Origin of the sequence: Sulfuricystis multivorans (genome assembly GCF_003966565.1) — a bacterium.
Classification (GTDB): Bacteria; Pseudomonadota; Gammaproteobacteria; order Burkholderiales; family Rhodocyclaceae; genus Sulfuricystis; species Sulfuricystis multivorans.
The window spans coordinates 1,682,831-1,702,746 of sequence record NZ_AP018718.1 but is presented as its reverse complement, the minus strand read 5'-3'; the positions used below and the strand labels follow the sequence as shown (position 1 = coordinate 1,702,746).

23 protein-coding genes are annotated in these 19,916 nt (G+C 62.4%); 14 read left to right on the top strand and 9 right to left on the bottom strand.

What is annotated here, in order from left to right:
* Positions 1-5 precede the first annotated feature (5 nt).
* The 8 genes from dsrK to dsrA form a co-directional block, all read right to left on the bottom strand.
* The gene (gene dsrK, locus EL335_RS08490) at positions 6-1,547 is read right to left on the bottom strand and encodes a sulfate reduction electron transfer complex DsrMKJOP subunit DsrK (RefSeq protein WP_126445938.1); all 1,542 of its coding nucleotides are present in this window, start codon (positions 1,545-1,547) and stop codon (positions 6-8) included.
* A gap of 1 nt (position 1,548) precedes the next feature.
* Positions 1,549-2,271 carry a respiratory nitrate reductase subunit gamma gene (locus EL335_RS08485; RefSeq protein ID WP_126445936.1) on the bottom strand — a complete coding sequence of 241 codons (723 nt, stop codon included), beginning with the start codon at positions 2,269-2,271 and terminating at the stop codon, positions 1,549-1,551.
* A gap of 149 nt (positions 2,272-2,420) precedes the next feature.
* Complete coding sequence (locus tag EL335_RS08480) at positions 2,421-2,753, bottom strand: TusE/DsrC/DsvC family sulfur relay protein (protein ID WP_126445934.1); 333 nt, start codon at positions 2,751-2,753, stop codon at positions 2,421-2,423.
* Positions 2,754-2,785: 32 nt separating this feature from the next.
* Complete coding sequence (gene tusB / locus EL335_RS08475; protein WP_126445932.1) at positions 2,786-3,082, bottom strand: sulfurtransferase complex subunit TusB; 297 nt, start codon at positions 3,080-3,082, stop codon at positions 2,786-2,788.
* Between the two features lie 10 nt (positions 3,083-3,092).
* Positions 3,093-3,455, bottom strand: coding sequence for a sulfurtransferase complex subunit TusC (tusC, locus tag EL335_RS08470; protein ID WP_126445930.1), 363 nt, complete (start codon positions 3,453-3,455; stop codon positions 3,093-3,095).
* Between the two features lie 12 nt (positions 3,456-3,467).
* Positions 3,468-3,860 carry a sulfurtransferase complex subunit TusD gene (gene tusD / locus EL335_RS08465; protein WP_126445928.1) on the bottom strand — a complete coding sequence of 131 codons (393 nt, stop codon included), beginning with the start codon at positions 3,858-3,860 and terminating at the stop codon, positions 3,468-3,470.
* A gap of 13 nt (positions 3,861-3,873) precedes the next feature.
* Entirely contained in the window at positions 3,874-4,947 is a 1,074-nt protein-coding gene (dsrB, locus tag EL335_RS08460) for a dissimilatory-type sulfite reductase subunit beta (RefSeq protein ID WP_126445926.1), read from the bottom strand.
* Between the two features lie 101 nt (positions 4,948-5,048).
* Positions 5,049-6,350, bottom strand: coding sequence for a dissimilatory-type sulfite reductase subunit alpha (gene dsrA / locus EL335_RS08455; protein WP_126445924.1), 1,302 nt, complete (start codon positions 6,348-6,350; stop codon positions 5,049-5,051).
* Positions 6,351-6,632: 282 nt separating this feature from the next.
* Between dsrA and cas6 the strand changes: the two genes are divergently transcribed.
* From cas6 to EL335_RS08425, 6 genes are read left to right on the top strand one after another with little or no spacing between them, the layout of a single operon-like run.
* Positions 6,633-7,520 carry a type I-MYXAN CRISPR-associated protein Cas6/Cmx6 gene (gene cas6 / locus EL335_RS08450; RefSeq protein ID WP_126445922.1) on the top strand — a complete coding sequence of 296 codons (888 nt, stop codon included), beginning with the start codon at positions 6,633-6,635 and terminating at the stop codon, positions 7,518-7,520.
* A 45-nt stretch (positions 7,521-7,565) separates the two neighbouring features.
* Positions 7,566-7,904: a TusE/DsrC/DsvC family sulfur relay protein gene (locus EL335_RS08445; protein WP_126445920.1), complete on the top strand. Its 339-nt coding sequence runs from the start codon at positions 7,566-7,568 to the stop codon at positions 7,902-7,904.
* A 3-nt stretch (positions 7,905-7,907) separates the two neighbouring features.
* Entirely contained in the window at positions 7,908-8,516 is a 609-nt protein-coding gene (locus tag EL335_RS08440; RefSeq protein ID WP_126445918.1) for a hypothetical protein, read from the top strand.
* An 11-nt stretch (positions 8,517-8,527) separates the two neighbouring features.
* Positions 8,528-9,406, top strand: coding sequence for a TauD/TfdA family dioxygenase (locus tag EL335_RS08435; protein ID WP_126445916.1), 879 nt, complete (start codon positions 8,528-8,530; stop codon positions 9,404-9,406).
* Positions 9,407-9,466: 60 nt separating this feature from the next.
* A complete protein-coding gene (locus EL335_RS08430; RefSeq protein WP_126445914.1) occupies positions 9,467-10,342 on the top strand; it encodes an HDOD domain-containing protein in 876 nt (291 codons plus the stop codon).
* Positions 10,339-11,220 (top strand): MBL fold metallo-hydrolase, encoded by an 882-nt coding sequence (locus EL335_RS08425; RefSeq protein WP_126445912.1) that lies wholly within the window; start codon positions 10,339-10,341, stop codon positions 11,218-11,220. Before EL335_RS08430 ends, EL335_RS08425 begins: the two co-directional genes overlap by 4 nt.
* On the opposite strand, the gene EL335_RS08420 is transcribed toward EL335_RS08425, so the two are convergent.
* Complete coding sequence (locus EL335_RS08420; RefSeq protein WP_126445910.1) at positions 11,210-12,622, bottom strand: J domain-containing protein; 1,413 nt, start codon at positions 12,620-12,622, stop codon at positions 11,210-11,212. The two genes, EL335_RS08425 and EL335_RS08420, sit on opposite strands and share 11 nt — an antisense overlap.
* Positions 12,623-12,699: 77 nt before the next feature.
* On the opposite strand from EL335_RS08420, the gene EL335_RS08415 reads away from it, so the two are divergent.
* The 8 genes from EL335_RS08415 (at position 12,700) to EL335_RS08380 (ending at position 19,888) form a co-directional block, all read left to right on the top strand.
* Positions 12,700-13,305, top strand: a complete 606-nt coding sequence (locus EL335_RS08415) for a MotA/TolQ/ExbB proton channel family protein (protein WP_126445908.1) — start codon at positions 12,700-12,702, stop codon at positions 13,303-13,305.
* Positions 13,306-13,722 carry an ExbD/TolR family protein gene (locus EL335_RS08410; protein WP_126445906.1) on the top strand — a complete coding sequence of 139 codons (417 nt, stop codon included), beginning with the start codon at positions 13,306-13,308 and terminating at the stop codon, positions 13,720-13,722.
* A 4-nt stretch (positions 13,723-13,726) separates the two neighbouring features.
* Positions 13,727-14,719 carry a tetraacyldisaccharide 4'-kinase gene (lpxK, locus tag EL335_RS08405; RefSeq protein WP_126445904.1) on the top strand — a complete coding sequence of 331 codons (993 nt, stop codon included), beginning with the start codon at positions 13,727-13,729 and terminating at the stop codon, positions 14,717-14,719.
* Positions 14,700-14,876: a Trm112 family protein gene (locus EL335_RS08400; RefSeq protein WP_126445902.1), complete on the top strand. Its 177-nt coding sequence runs from the start codon at positions 14,700-14,702 to the stop codon at positions 14,874-14,876. Before lpxK ends, EL335_RS08400 begins: the two co-directional genes overlap by 20 nt.
* Positions 14,877-15,644 (top strand): 3-deoxy-manno-octulosonate cytidylyltransferase, encoded by a 768-nt coding sequence (kdsB, locus tag EL335_RS08395; RefSeq protein ID WP_126445900.1) that lies wholly within the window; start codon positions 14,877-14,879, stop codon positions 15,642-15,644.
* A 110-nt stretch (positions 15,645-15,754) separates the two neighbouring features.
* Entirely contained in the window at positions 15,755-16,411 is a 657-nt protein-coding gene (gene adk, locus EL335_RS08390) for an adenylate kinase (protein WP_126445898.1), read from the top strand.
* 14 nt (positions 16,412-16,425) lie between these two features.
* Positions 16,426-17,694: a 6-phosphofructokinase gene (locus EL335_RS08385; protein WP_126445896.1), complete on the top strand. Its 1,269-nt coding sequence runs from the start codon at positions 16,426-16,428 to the stop codon at positions 17,692-17,694.
* A gap of 88 nt (positions 17,695-17,782) precedes the next feature.
* A complete protein-coding gene (locus EL335_RS08380) occupies positions 17,783-19,888 on the top strand; it encodes a sodium-translocating pyrophosphatase (RefSeq protein WP_126445894.1) in 2,106 nt (701 codons plus the stop codon).
* Positions 19,889-19,916: the final 28 nt, after the last annotated feature.

The window sequence follows — 19,916 nt, the reverse complement described above, 5'->3', positions numbered from 1 at the left end:
TTGGATCAATGTTCGTTGCCGAGGCGGATGGCGGTGCTGACCAGCTGGTGCACGCCGCCGACCAGCCGCATGTTGAAACCGTAATACGGCAAGACCTTGGTGAATTGGGCTTTGCAGATCGCACAGATGGTGGCCATGAAGTTCACGCCATGCCTTTCGACCACTTGCTGCAGCGCTTCCATGCGCGGAAAAGCGCCCTTGATGCGCGCTTCGATCAGCTCGTCTGTCAGGATGCCGCCACCGCCGCCGCAACAATAGGTGACCTCGCGGATCGTCTCCGGCGCCATGTCGACGAATTTGTTGGCAACCGCCTTGATGATGTTGCGCGGAATCTCGAACTGGCCGCCCGGATAGCCGCCCATGCGCGAGGCGCGGGCGACGTTGCAGGAGTCGTGGAAGGTGATGACGCGGTGGTCGTTGGCTTCCTTGTCGAACTTCAGGCGCCCTTGCTGGATCAGATCCCAAGTGAATTCGCAGATGTGCGAAGGTTGCGGATAGCGCGGATCGAGCTGCTTTTGCAGTTCGATCGAGAAGGGATCGTTACCGCCGGCACCGACACCGTTCAAGGTGTTCCAGAACGCATAGGCGACACGCCAGGCATGGCCGCATTCGCCGACGACGATGCGTTTGACGCCCAACTCCAACGCCGCCTCGCGAATGCGCATGGCGACCTTGCGCATCGTCTCATAGCTGCCATTGAACAGACCGAAGTTGCCGGCCTCCGAGGCATGTGAGGAGAGCGTCCAGGAAATCCCTGCAGCATGGAAGACCTTGCCGTAGCCGATCAATGATTCGATGTGCGGCTCGGCGAAGAAGTCGGCCGATGGGGTGACCAACAGCACTTCGGCGCCTTGGACATCGAGCGGATACTTGACGTCGACGCCGGTGTCTTCTTTGACGTCTTCTTCGAGACCCTGCAGCGTGTCCTCGAGTGCCGGGCCGGGTAGCCCCAGGTTGTTGCCGATCTTGTAGACCTTGCCGATGATTTCGTTCGAGTACTTCTGGCCGTAGCCGACCGTGTCTAGGATATGGCGCGCGGCCATCGTCACTTCGGCGGTGTCGATGCCATAGGGGCAGAACACCGAGCAGCGGCGACATTCCGAACACTGCCAGAAGTAGCTGTACCATTCGTCAAGGAGTTCGCGTGTCAGATCCTTGGCGCCCACCAGGCCGGGGAACAGCTTGCCAGCGAAAGTGAAATAGCGCCGATAGACCGAGCGCATCAACTCCTGGCGCGCCACTGGCATGTTCTTCGGGTCGCTGGTACCGATGAAATAGTGGCACTTGTCGGTGCAGGAACCGCAATGCACGCAGGCATCCATGAACACCTTGAGCGAGCGGTATTTGCCGAGCAGCTCGCCGAATTTGGCGATCGCCTTGTCGTGGGTAATTTGCCAGTCGTCATCCAGCTTGCCCTGGAAGCCGATGGCTTCCTGGATCTTTTCGCTGGCGACGTGCGGGTGCGAATGGGCCATCGCACCCGGCTGGAGCACAGGCACTTCCGGATATTCCCGGTATTTCGGAATCTGGAATTCAAGGTCGGCCATGTCAGCTCTTCTCGATCTGGGCGGCCCACGGCGCGAGATGACGTTTTTCGCGCGGGGTATCGGCCTGGTTGCGGGTCGGGCTGAAGAACACGCCCGGGGCATGCAGTAGCTTGCTGAATGGGAACAGGATCATCAGCAAGGCGACGAGAATCAGATGGATGTACAAGGCAGGGTGGTCCGGCAGCGGCTGGATGTCGAAGCGCATCAGACCAAGGAAGAAGGCCTTCACGGCGACGACATCGACATGGCTGACGAAGGTCATGCCAGCACCGGTGATGCCGATGCCGATCAATACGACAAGCCAAAGATGATCGGACGGCGTGGTGATGTAGCGGATGCGTTCGACCAGGAAACGGCGCGCCCAGAGACCAGCCAGTCCGGCCACCATCATGAATGCGGCGTATTTGCCGAAAGGTTGAATGAAGACCAGCCAGGCCGGAACATCACTGATGAAATAGCGCAGATGACGGATCAGGACGAGAAACAGTCCCATGTGGAACATCCAGCCGAACAACCAGATCCACAGGTTGCCCTTGAACAGGCTCTCGAACAGCACCACCTCGCGCGCCAAGCGGAACGCCACGCCGGCGGTGGTGGTCGGCGCCGGTGTCGTCGGGATCGACAGTGGCGCAGGAGTGCGGGCAAAGTCGTAGATCTTGTAGGCCAGGCCGACGACCAAGATGGCGAAGGCGAGGTAGAACAGGATCGCGAAGAACGTTGTCATGGACGGTGCACCACGGCGAACACAGCATTCATGAGTGCAGAGCTGCGTTGGCTGTCCTGACGTAGCCGTCGGAGCAGCCGGCGCTACTGCGGAAATCGGCGCTGGTGGCACGGCACCAGTGTGCCGTGCACCGACGGGTTATTTCTGAATCAGACGCAGCCGGTCGGCTTCGGCAGGCCGGCGATCTTGCAGGCCTGCTTGGCGGGGCCATAGGGGAACAGCTCATAGAGATACTGGCTGTTGCCTTTATCCGGGCCGAGCTTCTTGCCGATCGCCTTGGTCAGCACGCGCACGGCTGGAGCGATCTGGAACTCGTTGTAGTAGTCGCGCAGGAAGTTGATGACTTCCCAGTGCGCGTCGGTCAGGTTGACGCCTTCTTGCTCGGCCAGGTACTTGGCGACGTCTTCATTCCAGTCCGACAGGTTGACCAGGTAGCCTTCTTCGTCGGTTTCGTAGGTCTTGCCGTTGAGTTCGAATGCCATTGTTGTCTCCTAGTTGATTGATTGAAAATGGGTTACAGCCATGACTGGCAGGTTTTGTGATCCGCGACGAGATCGACGAAGCCGGCGTAATCGGTGACGGTGATGCCCTCGATCACACGATCCGCCATCCCGCGCGCTTCCAGGTCGGAAGCGAGCGCATAGATTTTGAATTTGCCCATCGCCGCCTTGATCTTGGCTTCTTCGCTGCCCCCTTTGGCGGCTGCGTAGACGGCATCCTCGATGAGGAGGATCGTGCCGCCATCGCAGGTGGCGAGGACGGAATTCAGCGCGGGACGGTCGTAGGGGGATTTGTTGACGATATGCAGCATGGTGGTTTCCTCAGAACGACAGGATCACGTCCTGCTCTTCCATCAGTTTGCCGATTTCGGCGCGGGAGAGCACTTCGACGGGCACCGCGAGATCGTCGGCGGACAAACCGCGCTCGGCCAGCGATTCCTGGGCGACGTAAAGCTTGGTGATGTCGTAATCCTCGAGCGCCCCCCAGGTCTTTTCGAAGGCCTTGGTCTCGATGCCCTTGGTGTTGTGCCCTTTCTTGAGCTGATAGACACCATCGTCGAGGAAGGTCAGCGATACATCCTGCTCGAAGGCGGCGGCGATCAACACGACTTCGAGAGCTTCCCACGCATAGATCGTGCCGTAGGGCGCCTTGCGATTGACCATCATGAATTTCTTGGTAGTCATCTGTGCGCTCCTTCAGTCACCGAACACGACCAGACGGTCGGACTGGATGCCGGCTTCGATCAGCTGACCGAGGCCGGAGATGCGGAATCCCGGCGCCAGGTTCGTGGCGTCCTTGCCGTTACGCTTCATCTCGCCCTCATCGACGATGCCACGGCGCTGCGCCGCGGCGACGCAGACGACGAGATCGAGATTGTTCTCCTGCGCGAGCTTCGACCAGCGGCTGACGATGTTGCGGTCATCCTGCGGCGGCGTGGTCAGGCGCGTGGCGTTGTTGACGCCGTCGTGATAGAAGAAGATCCGGAAGATCTCGTGTCCCTTCGCCAACACCGCCTTGGCGAACTGGTAGGCGGTGTCGGAAGCCTCGTGCGTGTAAGGACCTTCGTTGACCAGAATCGAAAACTTCATCGTGTCGGATTCCTCAGAAGCGGACGTGGTTCGAGGCGTTGAGGTTGTAACGGCTGCCGCGCCAATCGTCGATCATGTACTTGGTGAAGGGCAGACCCGTCTTTTCGAAGAAGCGCGGCCAGCCGATACGCTCGATCCAGTCGGCCATGCGCTCCCACGGACGGGCATCGGCCTTGTAGGTGTCGAGGATTTTCTTGACGATGGCGTTGACCTCCGGCCAACGCGGCGGGTTGTTGGGCAGCCCAGCGGCGACCAGCTTGTGGAAGGAGGGCTTGCTGCGCGCGTTGGAGTTCTTGCCGCCCACCCAGATCGCGAGCTTCGAGTGCTCGGGGTCGTTGATCTGCATCGGCGGGCAGGGGGGGTAGCAGGCGCCGCAGCAGACGCATTTCTTCTCGTCGACTTCCAGCGAAGGCTTGCCATTGACCAGCGCTGGGCGGATCGCCGCGACCGGGCAGCGGGCGACGACGGCGGGACGTTCGCAGACGTTGGCGACCAGGTCGTGGTTGATCTTCGGCGGCTTGGTGTGCTGGATGATCACCGCGATGTCGGCCTGGCCGCCGCAGTTGATTTCGCAGCAGGAGGTCGACAAGCGGACGCGGTTGGGCATCTCTTCCTTCTTGAAGTCTTCGAACAGCGCGTCCATCATCGACTTGACGACGCCGGAGGCATCTGTGCCCGGGATGTCGCAGTGCAGCCAGCCCTGGGTGTGGGCGACCATCGACACCGAGTTACCGGTGCCGCCGACGGGGAAGCCGTTCTTTTCCAGCGCTTCGATCAGCGGGCCGACCTTGGCTTCATCGGAGACGATGTATTCGATGTTGGAACGGATCGTGAAACGAACGCGCCCTTCGGCGTATTGGTCGGCGATGTCGCACAGCAGACGGATCGTGTGCACGTCCATCTGCCGCTGGGTGCCGGCGCGCACCGTCCAGACTTCGTCGCCAGTGTTGGAGACGTGATGCAGGACGCCAGGACGCGGACGGTCGTGGTATTTCCAGTTGCCATAGTTGGCGGCGAGTTTCGGATGGAGGAATTTCTTGTTGTCGAGGAAGTACTCGACTGGCTTGCGCATTTGAGGTTGAGCCATGAATCGTCTCCGCAGTGTAAATGGTTGCTATCTGAACAGGGTCATCTGCCTGGCCGTCGGCCGACTCCAGACGGAGTCGGCCGCCTGTCACAGGAGGAAGCTCAGGCCGCGGCCTTCTTCTTGGCGTTGATCCGCGCGACTTCTTCGTCCCAACCGTCGGTGCGCACATACGGGTTGGAACGCGGGCAGTTGACCATGTTCGCGTCGGGATCGAGGCCGATGCCTTCGAGGAAGTTGACTAGACCAATACGTTCGATCATCTCACCGGTGCGCTCATGCTCGAGAGCGTTCTCGGCGAAGAAGTCGACGATGTTCTGCGCCAGCTCGACCAGCTTGTCGTAGTCTTCTTCGGTCTTGAGGTCCATGAAGGGGACGACGACGGTGCCGAGCGTCGCGCCGATCTTCAAGTGGCCGTGGCCGCCGACCAGGATCGTCGCGCCTTTGTCCTTGCCCGGGCCGAGCGCGCCGGTCATCACGTTGATGCAGTGCATGCAGCGCACGCAGTCCTTGTTGTCGATTTCGAGCGACTGGGTGTCGTTGATCGCGACGGCGGAGATGTGTGCGTCCTTGCGCACATCCTTGGTGTCCTTGACTTGCAGGGCGCGCGTCGGGCACATATTGACGACGTCGTTGATCAGCTCGTTCATGCCGTGCTTGGCGAACCACTTCTTGCCGAGCTCGTCGTCGGTCTTCATGTTGTCACGCCAAGTACCGATCACGGCCATGTCGGCACGCTGGATGGCGTTCATGCAGTCGTTGCCGCAGCCGGAGAACTTGAACTTGAACTTGTAAGGCAGTGCCGGACGATGGATGTCGTCGAGGAAGTTGTTGATGATCTTCTGGTGAGCCAGCGCTTCGTCGTAGCAGGACTGCTCGCAGCGCGCGGCACCGACGCAGGACATCGCGGTGCGCACGGCCGGGCCGGCGCCGCCCATATCGAAGCCCATCTCGTTGATTTCGTCCCAGGCCGGCTGGACGTTCTCGGTGGTGCAGCCCTGGAACATGATGTCGCCGGACTGGCCGTGCAGCGCGATCAGGCCGGAACCATACTTTTCCCAGATGTCGCAGAATTTGCGCAGGGTGGCGGTGTCATAGTGCATGCCGGGCGGGGGCATGATGCGCAGGGTGTGGAATTCCGCAGCATCCTTGAAGACCGGCTGGCCGGTCTTTTCGTCCTTGATTTCGGTGAAGCGGGGGATCACGCCGCCGCCGTAACCGAACACGCCCACGGTGCCCCCCTTCCAGTAACCCTTGCGGGTTTCGTAAGAATGCTCGAGGTGGCCGAGCAGGTCGACGACATAATCCTTGTCCTTCGCGAGACGCTTGAGGCCAGTGACGAAGCTGGGCCACGGACCGGACTCGAGTTGGTCTAGCATAGGGGTTGGGTGAAGCTGTTTGGCCATGTTATCTCCTCGTTCGTAGGTGACTGTTGGGAACTGGTCGTTCGCTGCTGTTGTTCGTGCCGCCGTCGCCAGTCTTTGTTGGATTGAATTATCAGGACTGACCGTCCGGTTGCACCATACCTCCGGCAGGTAGAATAACCGCATTCGGAGGGGTAAGGGAACCTACCCTGATGGGGTATTCGGCTTTCTCCCATTTGGTGATGGTTCTCGCCATCTTGCGGTGCGATAGTCCGACCCCATCTCCAATGTCGTTTCAGCCTTTGCCGCAAGGTCCATGCAATCGTGGATGAGATTACCAGTCTAGACAAATTCCGGGTGCCGGTCGGTAATCAGGAAATCGAATTGCAGCACATCCGCTTCGCGGCGGGTGGCGTGCCGGTACTGCGCCTGCGCATCCGCGAGCATCGACGGTTTACGATCTTCGATATCGATCCGGTCACTGCCGGCCGCTGGGCCGCGACGATGGGGCAGTGGTCGCAGCGGCAGCTCGAGGTCCTGGGGGCTGGCCAGTCTCTAGTCGAGACGGCGACCGAGGTGGCGCTGACGGATGTCTGCCCGGAAATAGTCGATCTCCAATTCGTCCTCAAAGGCGGCAGTGTGCCGTTCGACCATGCAGATGCGCTATGGCAGGCGATCCGCCGGATCCTGCCGTGGATGGAAAACGAAGCGCTGGCCGGCGTGCATCCCCTTTCCGGCTTGAGTCCAGGGGAAGGGGTGTGGTATCTCGCGCGTCGTTCGCATTTGACGCTGCGTCTGCCGCACGGCCGACTCGCTGAGGCGCGGGCGTTGGTCGGAGCCCAGCTCGATCTCGCCGGTTCGATCCTCGAGGTTGGCGCGGCAACAGAAAAGGCGCTCCCCGAGGCGCCGGTGCTGTATTCGAAGTTCGTGACCTTCGGCGGCAGCGACGCACCGGATGAGGAATGGTTTTATACCGCCTGTCAGCGCGCCTTGGCGGCACTGCAGGTGGTTCCGCGCTCTCTCGTCTGTGGCAAACGTCAGTCGGCCAGAACGGCGGAGGGGATGTTGCACGGCTTCAGCCTGATGGTGAATGGTCTCGATGCCGAAGGCGCCCAGCGCCTGATGCGATATGGCCTCGGTATCGAACGCAAACGCGGCTGCGGTGTTTTCGTGCCGCACAAGTCGAATCCAGCGGACGCCGCAACCGCCTGATTCAACGATCATCAACTCGACAAGCCAACTGCAAGGAGGAAAAACATGGGTATCGTCATCAATGGCGTCGAAAAAGAAGTGGATGATTACGGCTATCTGCTCGAACCCGATTTCAGCGAGGAAGCGGTGCATGCCTTCGCCGAAAAGGAAGGCATCGAGCTGACCGAACAACACTGGAAGGTGATCAATTATCTCCGCCAGAAGTATCAGGAAGACGGTCATACCCCCAATCTGCGCAACCTGATCAAGGGATTGCAGGATGAAGGCGTGATGCCGGAAGCCGACAACAAGCTGATGTTCGAGCTGTTCCCGGATGGTGGTGCGGCAAAGCAGGGCTGCCGTATCGCCGGTCTGCCGCAGCCATATGGCAAGGGCGGTTATTAATTCGTGGCCATCCGTCTCAAGACCAAGTTCCACACGCCGGGACAGCGCTCTCCGGCGACACTTGCCTCGGTGGTGGCGGTGCTCGCCTGGAAGCTGGCGATCGAATCGATCAAGCGCATGCGCAAGGCCGATTACGACATCGATCCGGGGCGCCCGTACTTCGATTTCGTCTGTGAGTATCTGGCATTTCTGGCCGTGGCAGCCGACCGGGTCGCTCATCGCAAGCTCGATGCCGCGGCACGCAACGAATTCACGTCCGCGCTGGTGAAGAACATCGCCCGCTTCGTCGAGGAAAACAACATCATGCTGCTGGGCGAAGCGGTGCCGGGCGAGTCGCAGCGGCATTTCATCGATCTCTTCAACCGCCGCGTGGTGGATTACGCCGAATTCGACTACACCGAGCAAGGGCCGGATTTCGCTTTCAAACGCTTCTTCGCCGCCTGCTTGCGCGATGTTTTGCCAGAGAAGGACAAGCTCTGGGTCATCGATCAGGCGATGGACATCGAGGCTCCTGAGTCGCTGAAGATGCTCGAGAAAACCCTCGATGGCCTGTTCAATCCGGAACAGGCCAAAAGCCAGCGCCGGCAGGATCTGCGCGGCTCGATCGACTGAAAGGACACGCGATGCCCGGCCCCTTCGACCTTGCCGACACCCGCGCCTATGCCGAATGGCGCGCGCGCAAACTCGATACCGCGCCGCGGCACATCGAGGACATCATCGTCGCCCTAGATGATCCGCGCCAGCTGAAAGCAGTGGAGCGCGAGCGTCTCGTCGCTCTCAACCGGTGCTGCAACATGGCGATCTACATCAGCAAGACCGGCGCGGATCCCGACAAGGAGATTCCCCGGCGGCTCGGCGCCCAGCTTGGGATGCGCACGCTCGATGGCCACTGGCTGACCGACAGCGACGGCATTTCGCCGCTTTCGGTCACCGGCGCCGAAGCCCGTGGCGAACGCAAGGACTTCATTCCCTACACTGACCGGCCGATCAAGTGGCATACCGACGGCTATTACAACCGGCCCGAGCACACGATCCGCGGCTTGCTGCTGCACTGCGTGCAAAGCGCCGCCAGCGGCGGCGAGAATCAGCTGCTCGATCACGAGATCGCCTACCTCTTGTTGCGCGACGAGAATCCAGACTACATCCGCGCCCTGTCTCGGCCGGCGGTGATGACCATCCCGCCGCGCACCGATGACCAGGGGGTGGCGCGTGCCGCCCAACCCGGCCCGGTGTTTTCCGTCAATGAAGATGGCACGCTGCACATGCGCTACACGGCCCGCACGGTGAGTATCGTCTGGGATGCCGCCGCCAGCGCGGCGCGTGCCGCCCTCGAGCGCATCCTGGCCACGCCGACGCCGTGGACCCTGCGCGGCCGGCTCGAGCCTGGCATGGGGCTGGTGTGCAACAACGTGTTGCACGATCGCAGCGGCTTCACTGAAACGGCCGACAAGCGCCGTTTGCTCTATCGCGCCCGGTATTACGAACGCGTTGCCGCCGTTTGACCAACAGACGCTGGCGCGCTCCGTATAATCGCCGCCATCGTCCTTGGGGTGGGGTAGGGCATGCCGCAGTTGTCACCGGAACTCGAACGCAGGCTGACGGCGGCGGTCGACCGCATGCCGGCGTTTCCGAAGAGCGTGCAGACCATCCTCGCGATGACGCGGGACAGCAACTGCCTGCCCAAGCAGCTGGTCGGTGTGATCGAGAAAGACCCGGTGATGACGCTGCGCATCCTGCGCGTCATCAATTCCGCCTACTATGCCTTGCCCAACAAGATCGGCTCGGTCGGCCAGGCGGTCGTCTATCTCGGCCTCAACACGATCAAAAATCTTGCGCTGGCCTGTGCCGCCGCCGGGGCGCTGCCGCGCTTTCATACCGACTTCTTCGACAGCCAGCAATACTTGCTCCATTCGTTGGCCGTCGCCTCATTGGCGCGCCTGTTGTGCGAGAAACATACCCGCTCGGAAGCCGATCCCGGTGACTGCTATGTGGCCGGGCTGCTGCACGATTTCGGCAAGGTGGTATTCGCCCACACCATGGCGGCCGAATTCACGCTCGCACTGGGCATCGCAGCCCAGGAAGGGAAACCGCTGTATCTCGCCGAGCAGGAGGTGATCGGTGCCGACCACGCCTTCGTCGGCGCCCTGCTGGCGAAGAAATGGCAGTTCGGTGAGGCGCTCGTTGCATGCATTCGCGACCATCACGCGGCCGATGTCGCGCCGCAGGCGATGCTCGATTGCCTGCGCATGGCCGATGCGATCTGCCGCAAACAGAGCATCGGGGCAGCGGGCAATCCCTGGCGGGAGGAAGAGATGGCAGAATTGCCGACGCGCTTCGGCAGCGATCTGGACGCGGTCGTCGCGGGCTTCGGGGATTTGAACAAACATCTGGCGGAAGCGCAGACCTTCGCGCAGATCGGCATTGGGGAGAGGGGATGAGAGTGAAGATGTGGGGCGTGCGGGGATCGATCCCGTCGCCCGGTCCGCGCACGGTGCGCTATGGCGGCAACACGACTTGCATCGAGGTCAGGAGCGATGAAGACCGACTGATCATCCTCGATGCCGGTACCGGTATCTTTCCGCTGGCGCAGAGCCTGCTCGCCCGGCTTCCCGTGGAAGCCAACATCTTCATCACCCATACCCATTGGGATCACATCCAGGGGCTGCCGTTCTTCGTGCCGCTACATATTCCCGGCAATGTCGTGCGTATTCACGGTGCCTTCGATTTGATCACCCAGCAAGGGGTCGAGCACGTGATGAACGTGCAGTTGCAATACAGTTATTTCCCGATTCGCGAAGCCGAGCTCAAGGCTGCGGTCGAATACCTGACGCTGACCGTGGGGGAGCCGGTTCGGGTCGGCGATGCGACCGTGACGCCGATACTGATGAACCATCCGGTGACCAATCTCGGTTATCGCATCGAGTGCAATGGCAAAGCGCTGTTCTTCACTGGCGATCACGAGCCCTGGCGCAACATTTACGCGCCGGAGGACCCGCCTTGGGCCGAATACCAGGCGCTGATCGAACAGCGCCAGGCCGACCTGGATGCGGCGATCGGTCCGGTCGATCTGCTGATCGTCGATGCCGCCTACACGGTGGCCGAATATCCGCAGAAAATCGGCTGGGGGCATGGCACTTTCGATACCGGTCTGGAATTGGCCCGCCGCACCGGCGCCCGACGGCTGCTATGCACCCACCACGAACCGACCCGCAGCGATGACGAGCTGGAACGGGTGTTTGCCGAGGCGCTTGCCCGCCATCCGGATCCGGGTTGCGAGGTGATGCTGGCTTACGAAGGTCTGGAAATCACCCTTTGATCAGTGCGGCGAGCTCGCTTTCCGCCTGCGCGATCTGCCGATCGAGACGTTGCGCCATTTCGCTGAGCAGATCGCGCCCCTGGCGTTCGGCCAGCCGCGCGGCGGCGAAGAGCTCGTAGAGCTTCGAGCCGTAGAGCCGGTCGAGCTCGGCGCCGATGGCGGCGATACGTTGCCGGATCGCATCGCGCTGGGCGATGAGTCCCTGTCGGCGCGCAAAACTCGGCGGCTTCGGGACGGCAACGCCGGCAGCCGCTCCGGGCCCGGCGCGCCAAAGGGCAAAGATGCGCTCGAGTGCCACGGCGTCACCGGCCCGGTAGGCGCGGTTGGCTTCACTCATCAACTGCGTGCGCCAAGCGCGCTCGGCCTCGTTGGCGGCGCGATCCGGGTGGATCTTCTGCGCCAGCTGACGAAAGCGCTTCTTGAGCTCGATGTCCGGTGCGAAAGACTGGGTCTGCTCCCCTTCAGGACGGCATCTGCCGGCTTCGTATTCGCGCTGCGATTGGTCGGCGCGGGCTCGCGCCTCCTGTGCCGCCTGGACTTTGGCAGCATCCTGTGGCGTGCATTCGAGGCGCGCTGCGGCCAGTTCGGCCAGCAGCCGGTCGAGGCGGACGATACGGGCGGCAACGAGCATCTGGTAGCGGGCACCGAATGCCGCCAGCTCCCCTTGTGCGGTTGCCAGCTCGAGCTCCAGCTCGGCGAGCTCCTGGCCGAGCAGCTCGATCTGCGCCGAAAGCTGCGCGGTCTCGTCGGTAAGAACGATGCCTTGCGTTTTCCCACCGGCCCACGACAGCAGCAGGGTGTGCCGTGCCCCTGGCCAGGGGCTGCAAAGCTGAGCGGGCAATCGCCCGTCTTGCATCAGCACCACCCAATCGGTTGGCATTGCGGTGTGCTGGATGGCCTGCCAGGGGGCGATGCGCACTGGAAACAGAGCGAAGATGCCGGCCGGCGGCGCCTCGTCACGCAGATTGCGCGCCACCCAGGCGAGGCTCATCCGCCAGAGGGCATCCGCATGCCGCAGACGTTCGCGTTGTGCCGTCCAGACGGGCCCTTGGCTGTCGGCGGCGGTGCGGGAGAGTCGGCTTTTCAAGAGCGACAGTGTCGCGCGCAGCGCAATCGGACGGGCGTGGTCGGCGCCCGGCAGGACCAGACAGAGCGGACGCAGATGCAGGTCGAGGGCATTCGAGATATCCGGCAGCAGGCCATCGTCGGCAGTGACGATCGTTAAGCTGCGATCGCAGGCCAGTGCTTCGGCGGCCAGCGCCGCCAGCGCGCCGATGAGGATTTCCTGCTGCTCGGGTGCCGCTGCGTTGGCGAAACTCGGCGCTCGTACACCGGCACTGGCTTGTCCGAGCAGCTTCAGCCAGGCGGCGAGGGTCGATGAGATTTCTGACATGCGATTCATGCGGCATTCTAGTCGGGACTGACGGCGGTTCGTAGTAAAGTGCGCAATCTGTCGTCAATGGTTGCGGAGGATAAAGCGTGTTTTCGATCATTCAGGCGGCCGGCTGGCCGATCTGGTTTTTGCTGGCGGCGTCGGTGATCGCCGTGGCGCTGATCATCGAACGGGCTTTCACTTTGCGGCGCGGGCGGGTCGTGCCCACTGGCCTGTTGCAGAGCACGATCGCCGAATACCGCAAGAGCGGCGTCACCGACGACCTGCTGGCGCGGCTCGAGGCGCATTCCCCGCTCGGCAGGGTCTTCGCGGCCGGCTTGCGCAACGACAAAGCCTCGCGCGAAGTGATGAAGGAAGCCATCGAAGAAGCCGGGCGCGCTGTTGCCCACGAGCTAGAACGCTTCCTCACCAGCTTGGGCACGATCGCCTCGATCAGCCCGCTGTTGGGACTGTTCGGCACGGTCGTGGGGATGATCGAGATCTTCGGTTCGGCCACCGGCGCGGGCAACAATCCGCAGCAGCTGGCGCATGGCATTTCGGTGGCGCTCTACAACACCGGCTTCGGCCTGATCATCGCCATCCCGGCGATGATCTTCTACCGGCATTTCCGCGCCTTCGTCGACAGCTGTGTGATCGAGATGGAGCAGCAGGCGCTCAAATTGGTCGAACAGATCCATGGCGAGAGGCGGTGAATGAACTTCCAACGCGGCCGCACACGCGAAGAGCCGGAGATCAATCTGATCCCGATGATCGACGTGCTGCTGGTGATCCTCATCTTCCTGATGATCACGACGACCTACTCGAAGTTCGCCGGCCTCGAGATCAATCTGCCGACGGCGGATGCCCAGGCGCAGCAGGACAAGCCGAACGAGATCGACGTGGTGGTGACGGCTGCCGGGACGGTGCTGATCGACAAGCAGCCGGTCGCAGGCAACGTCGAGGCGCTCGCCCAGGCATTGCAGCGTGCTGCCGCAGGCGCAGCTTCACCCATCGTCGTCATCAACGCGGACGCCAAGACCGCCCATCAGAATGTCATCGACGTGATGCAGGCCGCGCGTACTGCCGGCTTGAGCCAGATCTCCTTTGCCACCCAGCAAAAACAACCGTGATGGGATGATGCGGGTCTGGCGACGCCGGGGACTCCTTGCCTGGTCGTTGCTGCCCTTCGGACTGTTGTTCTTCGCCCTGGCCGGACTGCGCCGCAAGGCATACCGGCGCGGGTGGCTGAAATCGGAGCGCTTGCCGGTACCGGTGGTGGTGGTCGGCAACATCGTCGCCGGCGGCGCAGGCAAGACCCCACTGACGCTCTGGCTGGCTGAACGGCTGCGAACTGCGGGGCGTCGTCCGGGCATCGTCAGCCGCGGCTATCGGCGCGCGACGAGCGATATTCGCATCGTCGGCGCGGACAGCACGGCAGAAGAGGTCGGCGACGAGCCGCTGCTGCTTGCGCGCCGCTGCGGCTGCCCGGTCGTCGTCGGCGCGGACCGTCTCGCCGCCGGGCGCGCCCTCCTGGCCGCCCATCCCGAATGCGATCTGCTGTTGTGCGATGACGGCCTGCAACATTACCGTCTTGCCCGCGATGTCGAGATCGCGGTGATCGACCGGCGCGGACTGATGAATGGCTGGCCGCTGCCGGCCGGGCCGCTGCGCGAGCCGCCGGCCCGTCTGCGCGAGGTCGCGGCGCTGGTGCTGCACGACTGCGCCGCGCCCGCCGTGGCTGACGTGCCGCGTTTCACGATGCGCCTCGTCGGCGAGCGGTTTTATCGTCTCGACGATCCGAAAATCCTCTGTGCGGCGGGCGAGCTGGCCGGTCTGCAGCTGCATGCCGTGGCTGGCATCGGCGAACCGCAGCGCTTCTTCGATCACCTTACCCGGCTCGGTCTCGTCTTCGAGGCGCATCCGTTTCCCGATCATCATCGCTACAGCGCGGTCGATCTCGATTTTGCCGGCGATGCGATACTGATGACCGAGAAGGACGCGCTAAAATGCGCCGGCCTCGCGCGGCTGCCGGTCTGGGTGCTACCGGTCGAGGCGCACGTCGAGCCCGATCTCGCCCGCCATGTTCTGGCCATTCTGGAGAAAACCGATGGACCCGCGTCTGCTTGAAATCCTCGTCTGCCCACTGTGCAAGGGCCCGCTCGACTATCGCAAGGCAGCCGGCGAGCTGGTCTGCAAGGCTTGCCGCCTCGCCTACCCGATCCGCGACGACATTCCGATCATGCTCGAAGACGAGGCGCGCCAGCTTGCCCCGGAAGAAGAGTAAGTGAGCGGCTTCTTCGTCGTCATCCCCGCCCGTTACGCCTCGACGCGGCTGCCCGGCAAACCGCTCCTCGATCTCGCCGGCAAACCGATGGTCGTGCGCGTCGCCGAAGCCGCGCAGCGAAGCGGCGCGCAGGAAGTGATCATCGCCACCGATGACGAACGCATCATCGCCGCGGCTGCGGCCCACGGCCATCTTGCCGTCATGACGCGCGCCGACCATGTGAGCGGCACCGATCGCGTCGCCGAGGTCGCGCGCTTCTTTGGCTGGCCTGAAGAGGCGATCGTCGTCAACGTGCAGGGCGACGAACCGCTGATCGATCCGGCCCACATCGATGCCGTGGCTGGTGCGCTGGTGATCGATCGTGAGGCGAGCATGGCTACCGCGGCGCACCGCATCCACGATCTGACCGAGTTTATGAGTCCGCACGTCGTCAAGGTGGTCACCACCTCCAACGGGCGCGCGCTCTATTTCTCGCGCGCGCCGATCCCTTGGCATCGCGATGGTCTGGCGGCGCGTCCCGCGGTGCTGCCCCCGGAATTGGAGGTGCGGCGCCATGTCGGGCTGTATGCCTATCGGGTGGGCTTCCTGCGCCGCTTTGGCTCGCTGGCGCCGGCGCCGCTCGAGCAATGGGAGGCGCTCGAACAACTGCGCGCCTTGTGGCACGGCTTTCACATCCATGTCATCGATTATGCGCATCCTCCGGTGCCAGGCGTCGATACGCCAGAAGATCTGGAACGGGTGCGCAAACAGTTTGTTGCACTGCACTAATCATGGCGGCTATCTTGGGATAGATAAAATCTAGCCAAGCCCGTGGCGGTTGGTGCGAACATTCGTTGCATTGTTTGAAGTCAGGAAATAACAACACGAGGAGATGTACGATGCGTTTGATTCTGTTGGGCCCGCCGGGCGCCGGTAAGGGCACCCAGGCCAATTTCATCAAGGAAAAATACGGCATTCCGCAGATCTCGACCGGCGACATGCTGCGCGCCGCGGTCAAGGCGGGCACGCCGCTCGGTCTGGAAGCCAAGAAGATCATGGATGCCGGCGGCCTCGTTCGCGATGACATCATCATCGGCCTGGTGAAGGATCGGCTGAAGGAACCGGATTGTCAGAACGGCTATATGTTCGACGGTTTTCCACGCACCATCCCGCAGGCCGAGGCGATGAAGGAGGCCGGTGTGCCGATCGACTACGTGCTCGAGATCGACGTGCCCGACGAGGAGATCATCAAGCGCATGAGCGGGCGGCGCGTGCACGTCGCCTCTGGGCGCACTTATCACGTGATCTTCAATCCGCCCAAGGTCGAAGGCAAGGACGACGTCACCGGCGAGCCGCTGATCCAGCGCGACGATGACAAGGAGGAAACCGTCAAAAAGCGCCTCGAGGTCTATCACCAGCAAACCGAAGCGCTGATCGACTACTACGGCAAATGGGCGGCCTCGGGCGAACCCGGTGCGCCGAAATACCGCAAGATCAATGGGCTCGGCAAGGTCGAGGAGGTGCGCGACGCTGCCTTTGCCGCCCTGAGCGAGTGAGGAGGAGAGTCATCATGGCAGCAAAGAAAATGAATGCGTTCTATGCGCAGTCGGGCGGAGTGACCGCGGTGATCAACGCCTCGGCCTGCGGCGTGATCGAGACCGCCAGGAAGCACAAGGACAAGATCGGCAAGGTCTATGCAGGACGCAATGGCATCATCGGTGCTTTGACCGAAGACCTGATCGACACCAGCAAGGAATCCGCCGCGGCGATCGCCGCGCTGCGCTATACGCCCTCCGGCGCCTTCGGCTCGTGCCGCTACAAGCTGAAGAGCCTGGAAGCGAACCAGCGCGAATACGAGCGCCTGATCGAGGTGTTCAAGGCGCACAACATCGGCTACTTCTTCTACAACGGCGGCGGCGACTCGGCCGACACCTGCTACAAGGTCTCGCAGCTGTCCGAGAAGATGGGCTACCCGGTGCAGGCGATCCATGTGCCCAAGACCGTGGATAACGACCTGCCGATCACCGACAACTGCCCGGGTTTCGGTTCGGTCGCCAAGTACATCGCCGTCTCGACGCTCGAGGCGACCTATGACGTGCGCTCGATGTGCGCGACCTCGACCAAGGTGTTCGTACTCGAGGTGATGGGACGGCACGCCGGCTGGATCGCTGCCGCCGGCGCGATGGCTTCCAGCAAGGAGCGTGAACTGCCAATCGTCGTGCTGTTCCCCGAGGTGTTGTTCGACAAGGAGAAATTCCTCGCCAAGGTCGATGCGATGGTCAAGAAGTTCGGCTATTGCACGGTCGTCGTCTCCGAGGGGTGCCATTGGCCCGACGGCAAGTTCCTCGCCGAGCAGGGCACGCGCGATGCTTTCGGCCATGCCCAACTCGGCGGTGCTGCCCCGGTGGTCGCCAACATGATCAAGGAATCGCTCGGCTACAAGTTCCACTGGGGGGTCGCCGACTATCTGCAGCGCGCCGCGCGGCACATCGCCTCGAAGTCCGACGTCGATCAGGCCTATGCGATGGGCAAGGCGGCGGTCGAGTTCGCACTGAAAGGGCACAATTCGGTGATGCCGACCGTCGAGCGTATCTCCAGCAAGCCTTATCGCTGGAAGGTTGGCATGGCGCCGCTCTCCAAGGTGGCCAATGTCGAGAAAATGATGCCGAAGAACTTCATCACCAGCGATGGTTTCGGCATCACCGACAAGTGCCGCGAATACCTCGCGCCGCTGATGAAGGGCGAGGACTATCCGCCCTACGGGCCGGATGGTCTGCCCAAGTATGTGACTTTGAAGAACGTCGCGGTGGCGAAGAAATTGCCGGAGTTCAAGTTGTGAGGATGTAAGTCGGTGAAAGCCGCAGCTTTTTTTTGGGGCGCTGCGGCTTTCGTGATCGCAGTCTGATGTTTTGACTAAAGGGGGGTGTATGTCTTCAGGTCTGATATTTGCCCTGGCCTGCGCAATCGGTGCGATTGTGTTCGGCTGGGTTTCGGCGCAATGGATTCTCGCCCAACCGACCGGCAACGATCGGATGCGCGCGATCTCGGCGGCGGTGCAGGAGGGCGCCCAAGCCTATCTCAAGCGCCAATACACGACGATTGCGATGGTGGGCATCGTGCTCGCCGTGGTGATCACCTTCTCGCTCGGTGTTGCCACTGCCGTCGGCTTCGTGCTCGGCGCGGTGCTGTCCGGCGCAGCCGGTTTCATCGGCATGAACGTCTCGGTGCGCGCCAACGTGCGCACGGCCGAGGCGGCGAGCAAGGGCCTGAACGAAGCGCTCAACGTCGCCTTCCGCGGTGGAGCGATCACCGGCATGCTGGTGGTCGGCCTGGGTCTGTTGGGGGTCGCCGGTTTCTATGCCTATCTCAAGGCCACTCAGGGTGACCAGAGCCTCGACCACATCCTGCATCCGCTCGTCGGTCTGGGTTTCGGTTCCTCACTGATCTCGATCTTCGCGCGTCTAGGCGGCGGCATCTTCACCAAGGGTGCCGACGTCGGTGCCGACCTCGTCGGCAAGGTCGAGGCAGGCATTCCCGAGGATGACCCGCGCAACCCGGCGGTGATCGCCGACAACGTCGGCGACAACGTCGGCGACTGCGCCGGCATGGCGGCCGACCTGTTCGAGACCTATGCGGTGACGACCGTCGCGACGATGCTGCTCGGCGCCCTGTTGTTCAAGGCGGGTGGCGAAGCGATGGCGAACTCCGCGGTGCTTTATCCGCTGGTACTCGGCGGTTTCGCGATCATCGCTTCGATCCTTGGCGCTTTCTTCGTCAAGGCTTCGCCAGGACAGAAGATCATGAGCGCGCTCTACAAGGGCCTGATCGTCGCCGGCCTGCTGGCGCTGGTCGTGTTTTATCCGCTGACCGGCTGGGTCGTCGATGACCATTTGCTCGATCAGGTGCTCGGCATTAGCGGCGGCTCGCAGATGCGTCTTTATGGCGCGGCGGTGATTGGTCTGGTGCTGACCGGCCTGATGGTCTTCATCACCGAGTACTACACTGCAACCGAATATGCGCCAGTGCGTCACATCGCGCAAGCCTCGACGACCGGTCACGGCACCAACGTCATCGCCGGTATCGGCGTCTCGATGAAGGCGACTGCCTGGCCGGTGCTCGCGGTGTGCGGCTCGATCTGGGCGGCTTACACGCTCGGCGGTCTGTATGGCATCGCGATCGCCGCGACCTCGATGCTGTCGATGGCTGGCATCATCGTCGCCCTCGACGCTTACGGACCGATCACCGACAATGCTGGTGGCATTGCGGAAATGGCCGAACTGCCGGATTCAGTGCGTGGCGTCACCGACCCGCTCGACGCGGTCGGCAACACCACCAAGGCGGTGACCAAGGGCTATGCGATCGGTTCTGCGGGCCTGGCCGCGCTGGTTCTGTTCGCCGACTTTACCCACGCGCTGGAAGCCTTCAAGCCGGGTGTGAAGTTCCTCTTCGACCTCTCCGATCCGGCGGTCATCATCGGTCTGTTCGTCGGCGGCATGGTGCCTTATCTGTTCGCCGCGATGGGCATGGAAGCGGTCGGCCGCGCGGCGGGCTCCGTGGTCATCGAAGTGCGCCGTCAGTTCCGCGAAATCAAGGGCATCATGGAAGGCAAGGCCAAACCGGAATACGGCACCTGCGTCGATATGCTGACCAAGGCGGCGATCAAGGAAATGATGATCCCCTCGCTGCTGCCGGTGGTCGTGCCGCTGGCGGTGGCGATCGGGATGAACTTCTTGATGCCCGCGATCGGCGGTGTCAGCGCCGGTGTGCGTGCATTGGGTGGCGTTCTGCTCGGCACAATCGTCACCGGCCTGTTCGTCGCGATCTCGATGACCACCGGCGGCGGCGCCTGGGACAACGCCAAGAAGTACATCGAAGAGGGCAACTATGGCGGCAAGGGGTCGGATGCGCACAAGGCGGCGGTGACCGGCGACACCGTCGGCGATCCGTACAAAGATACGGCCGGCCCGGCGGTGAATCCCCTGATCAAGATCATCAACATCGTGGCGCTCTTGATCGTTCCGCTGATCGCCTGATCGATATTCCAGGCCAGCGACGAGCGGG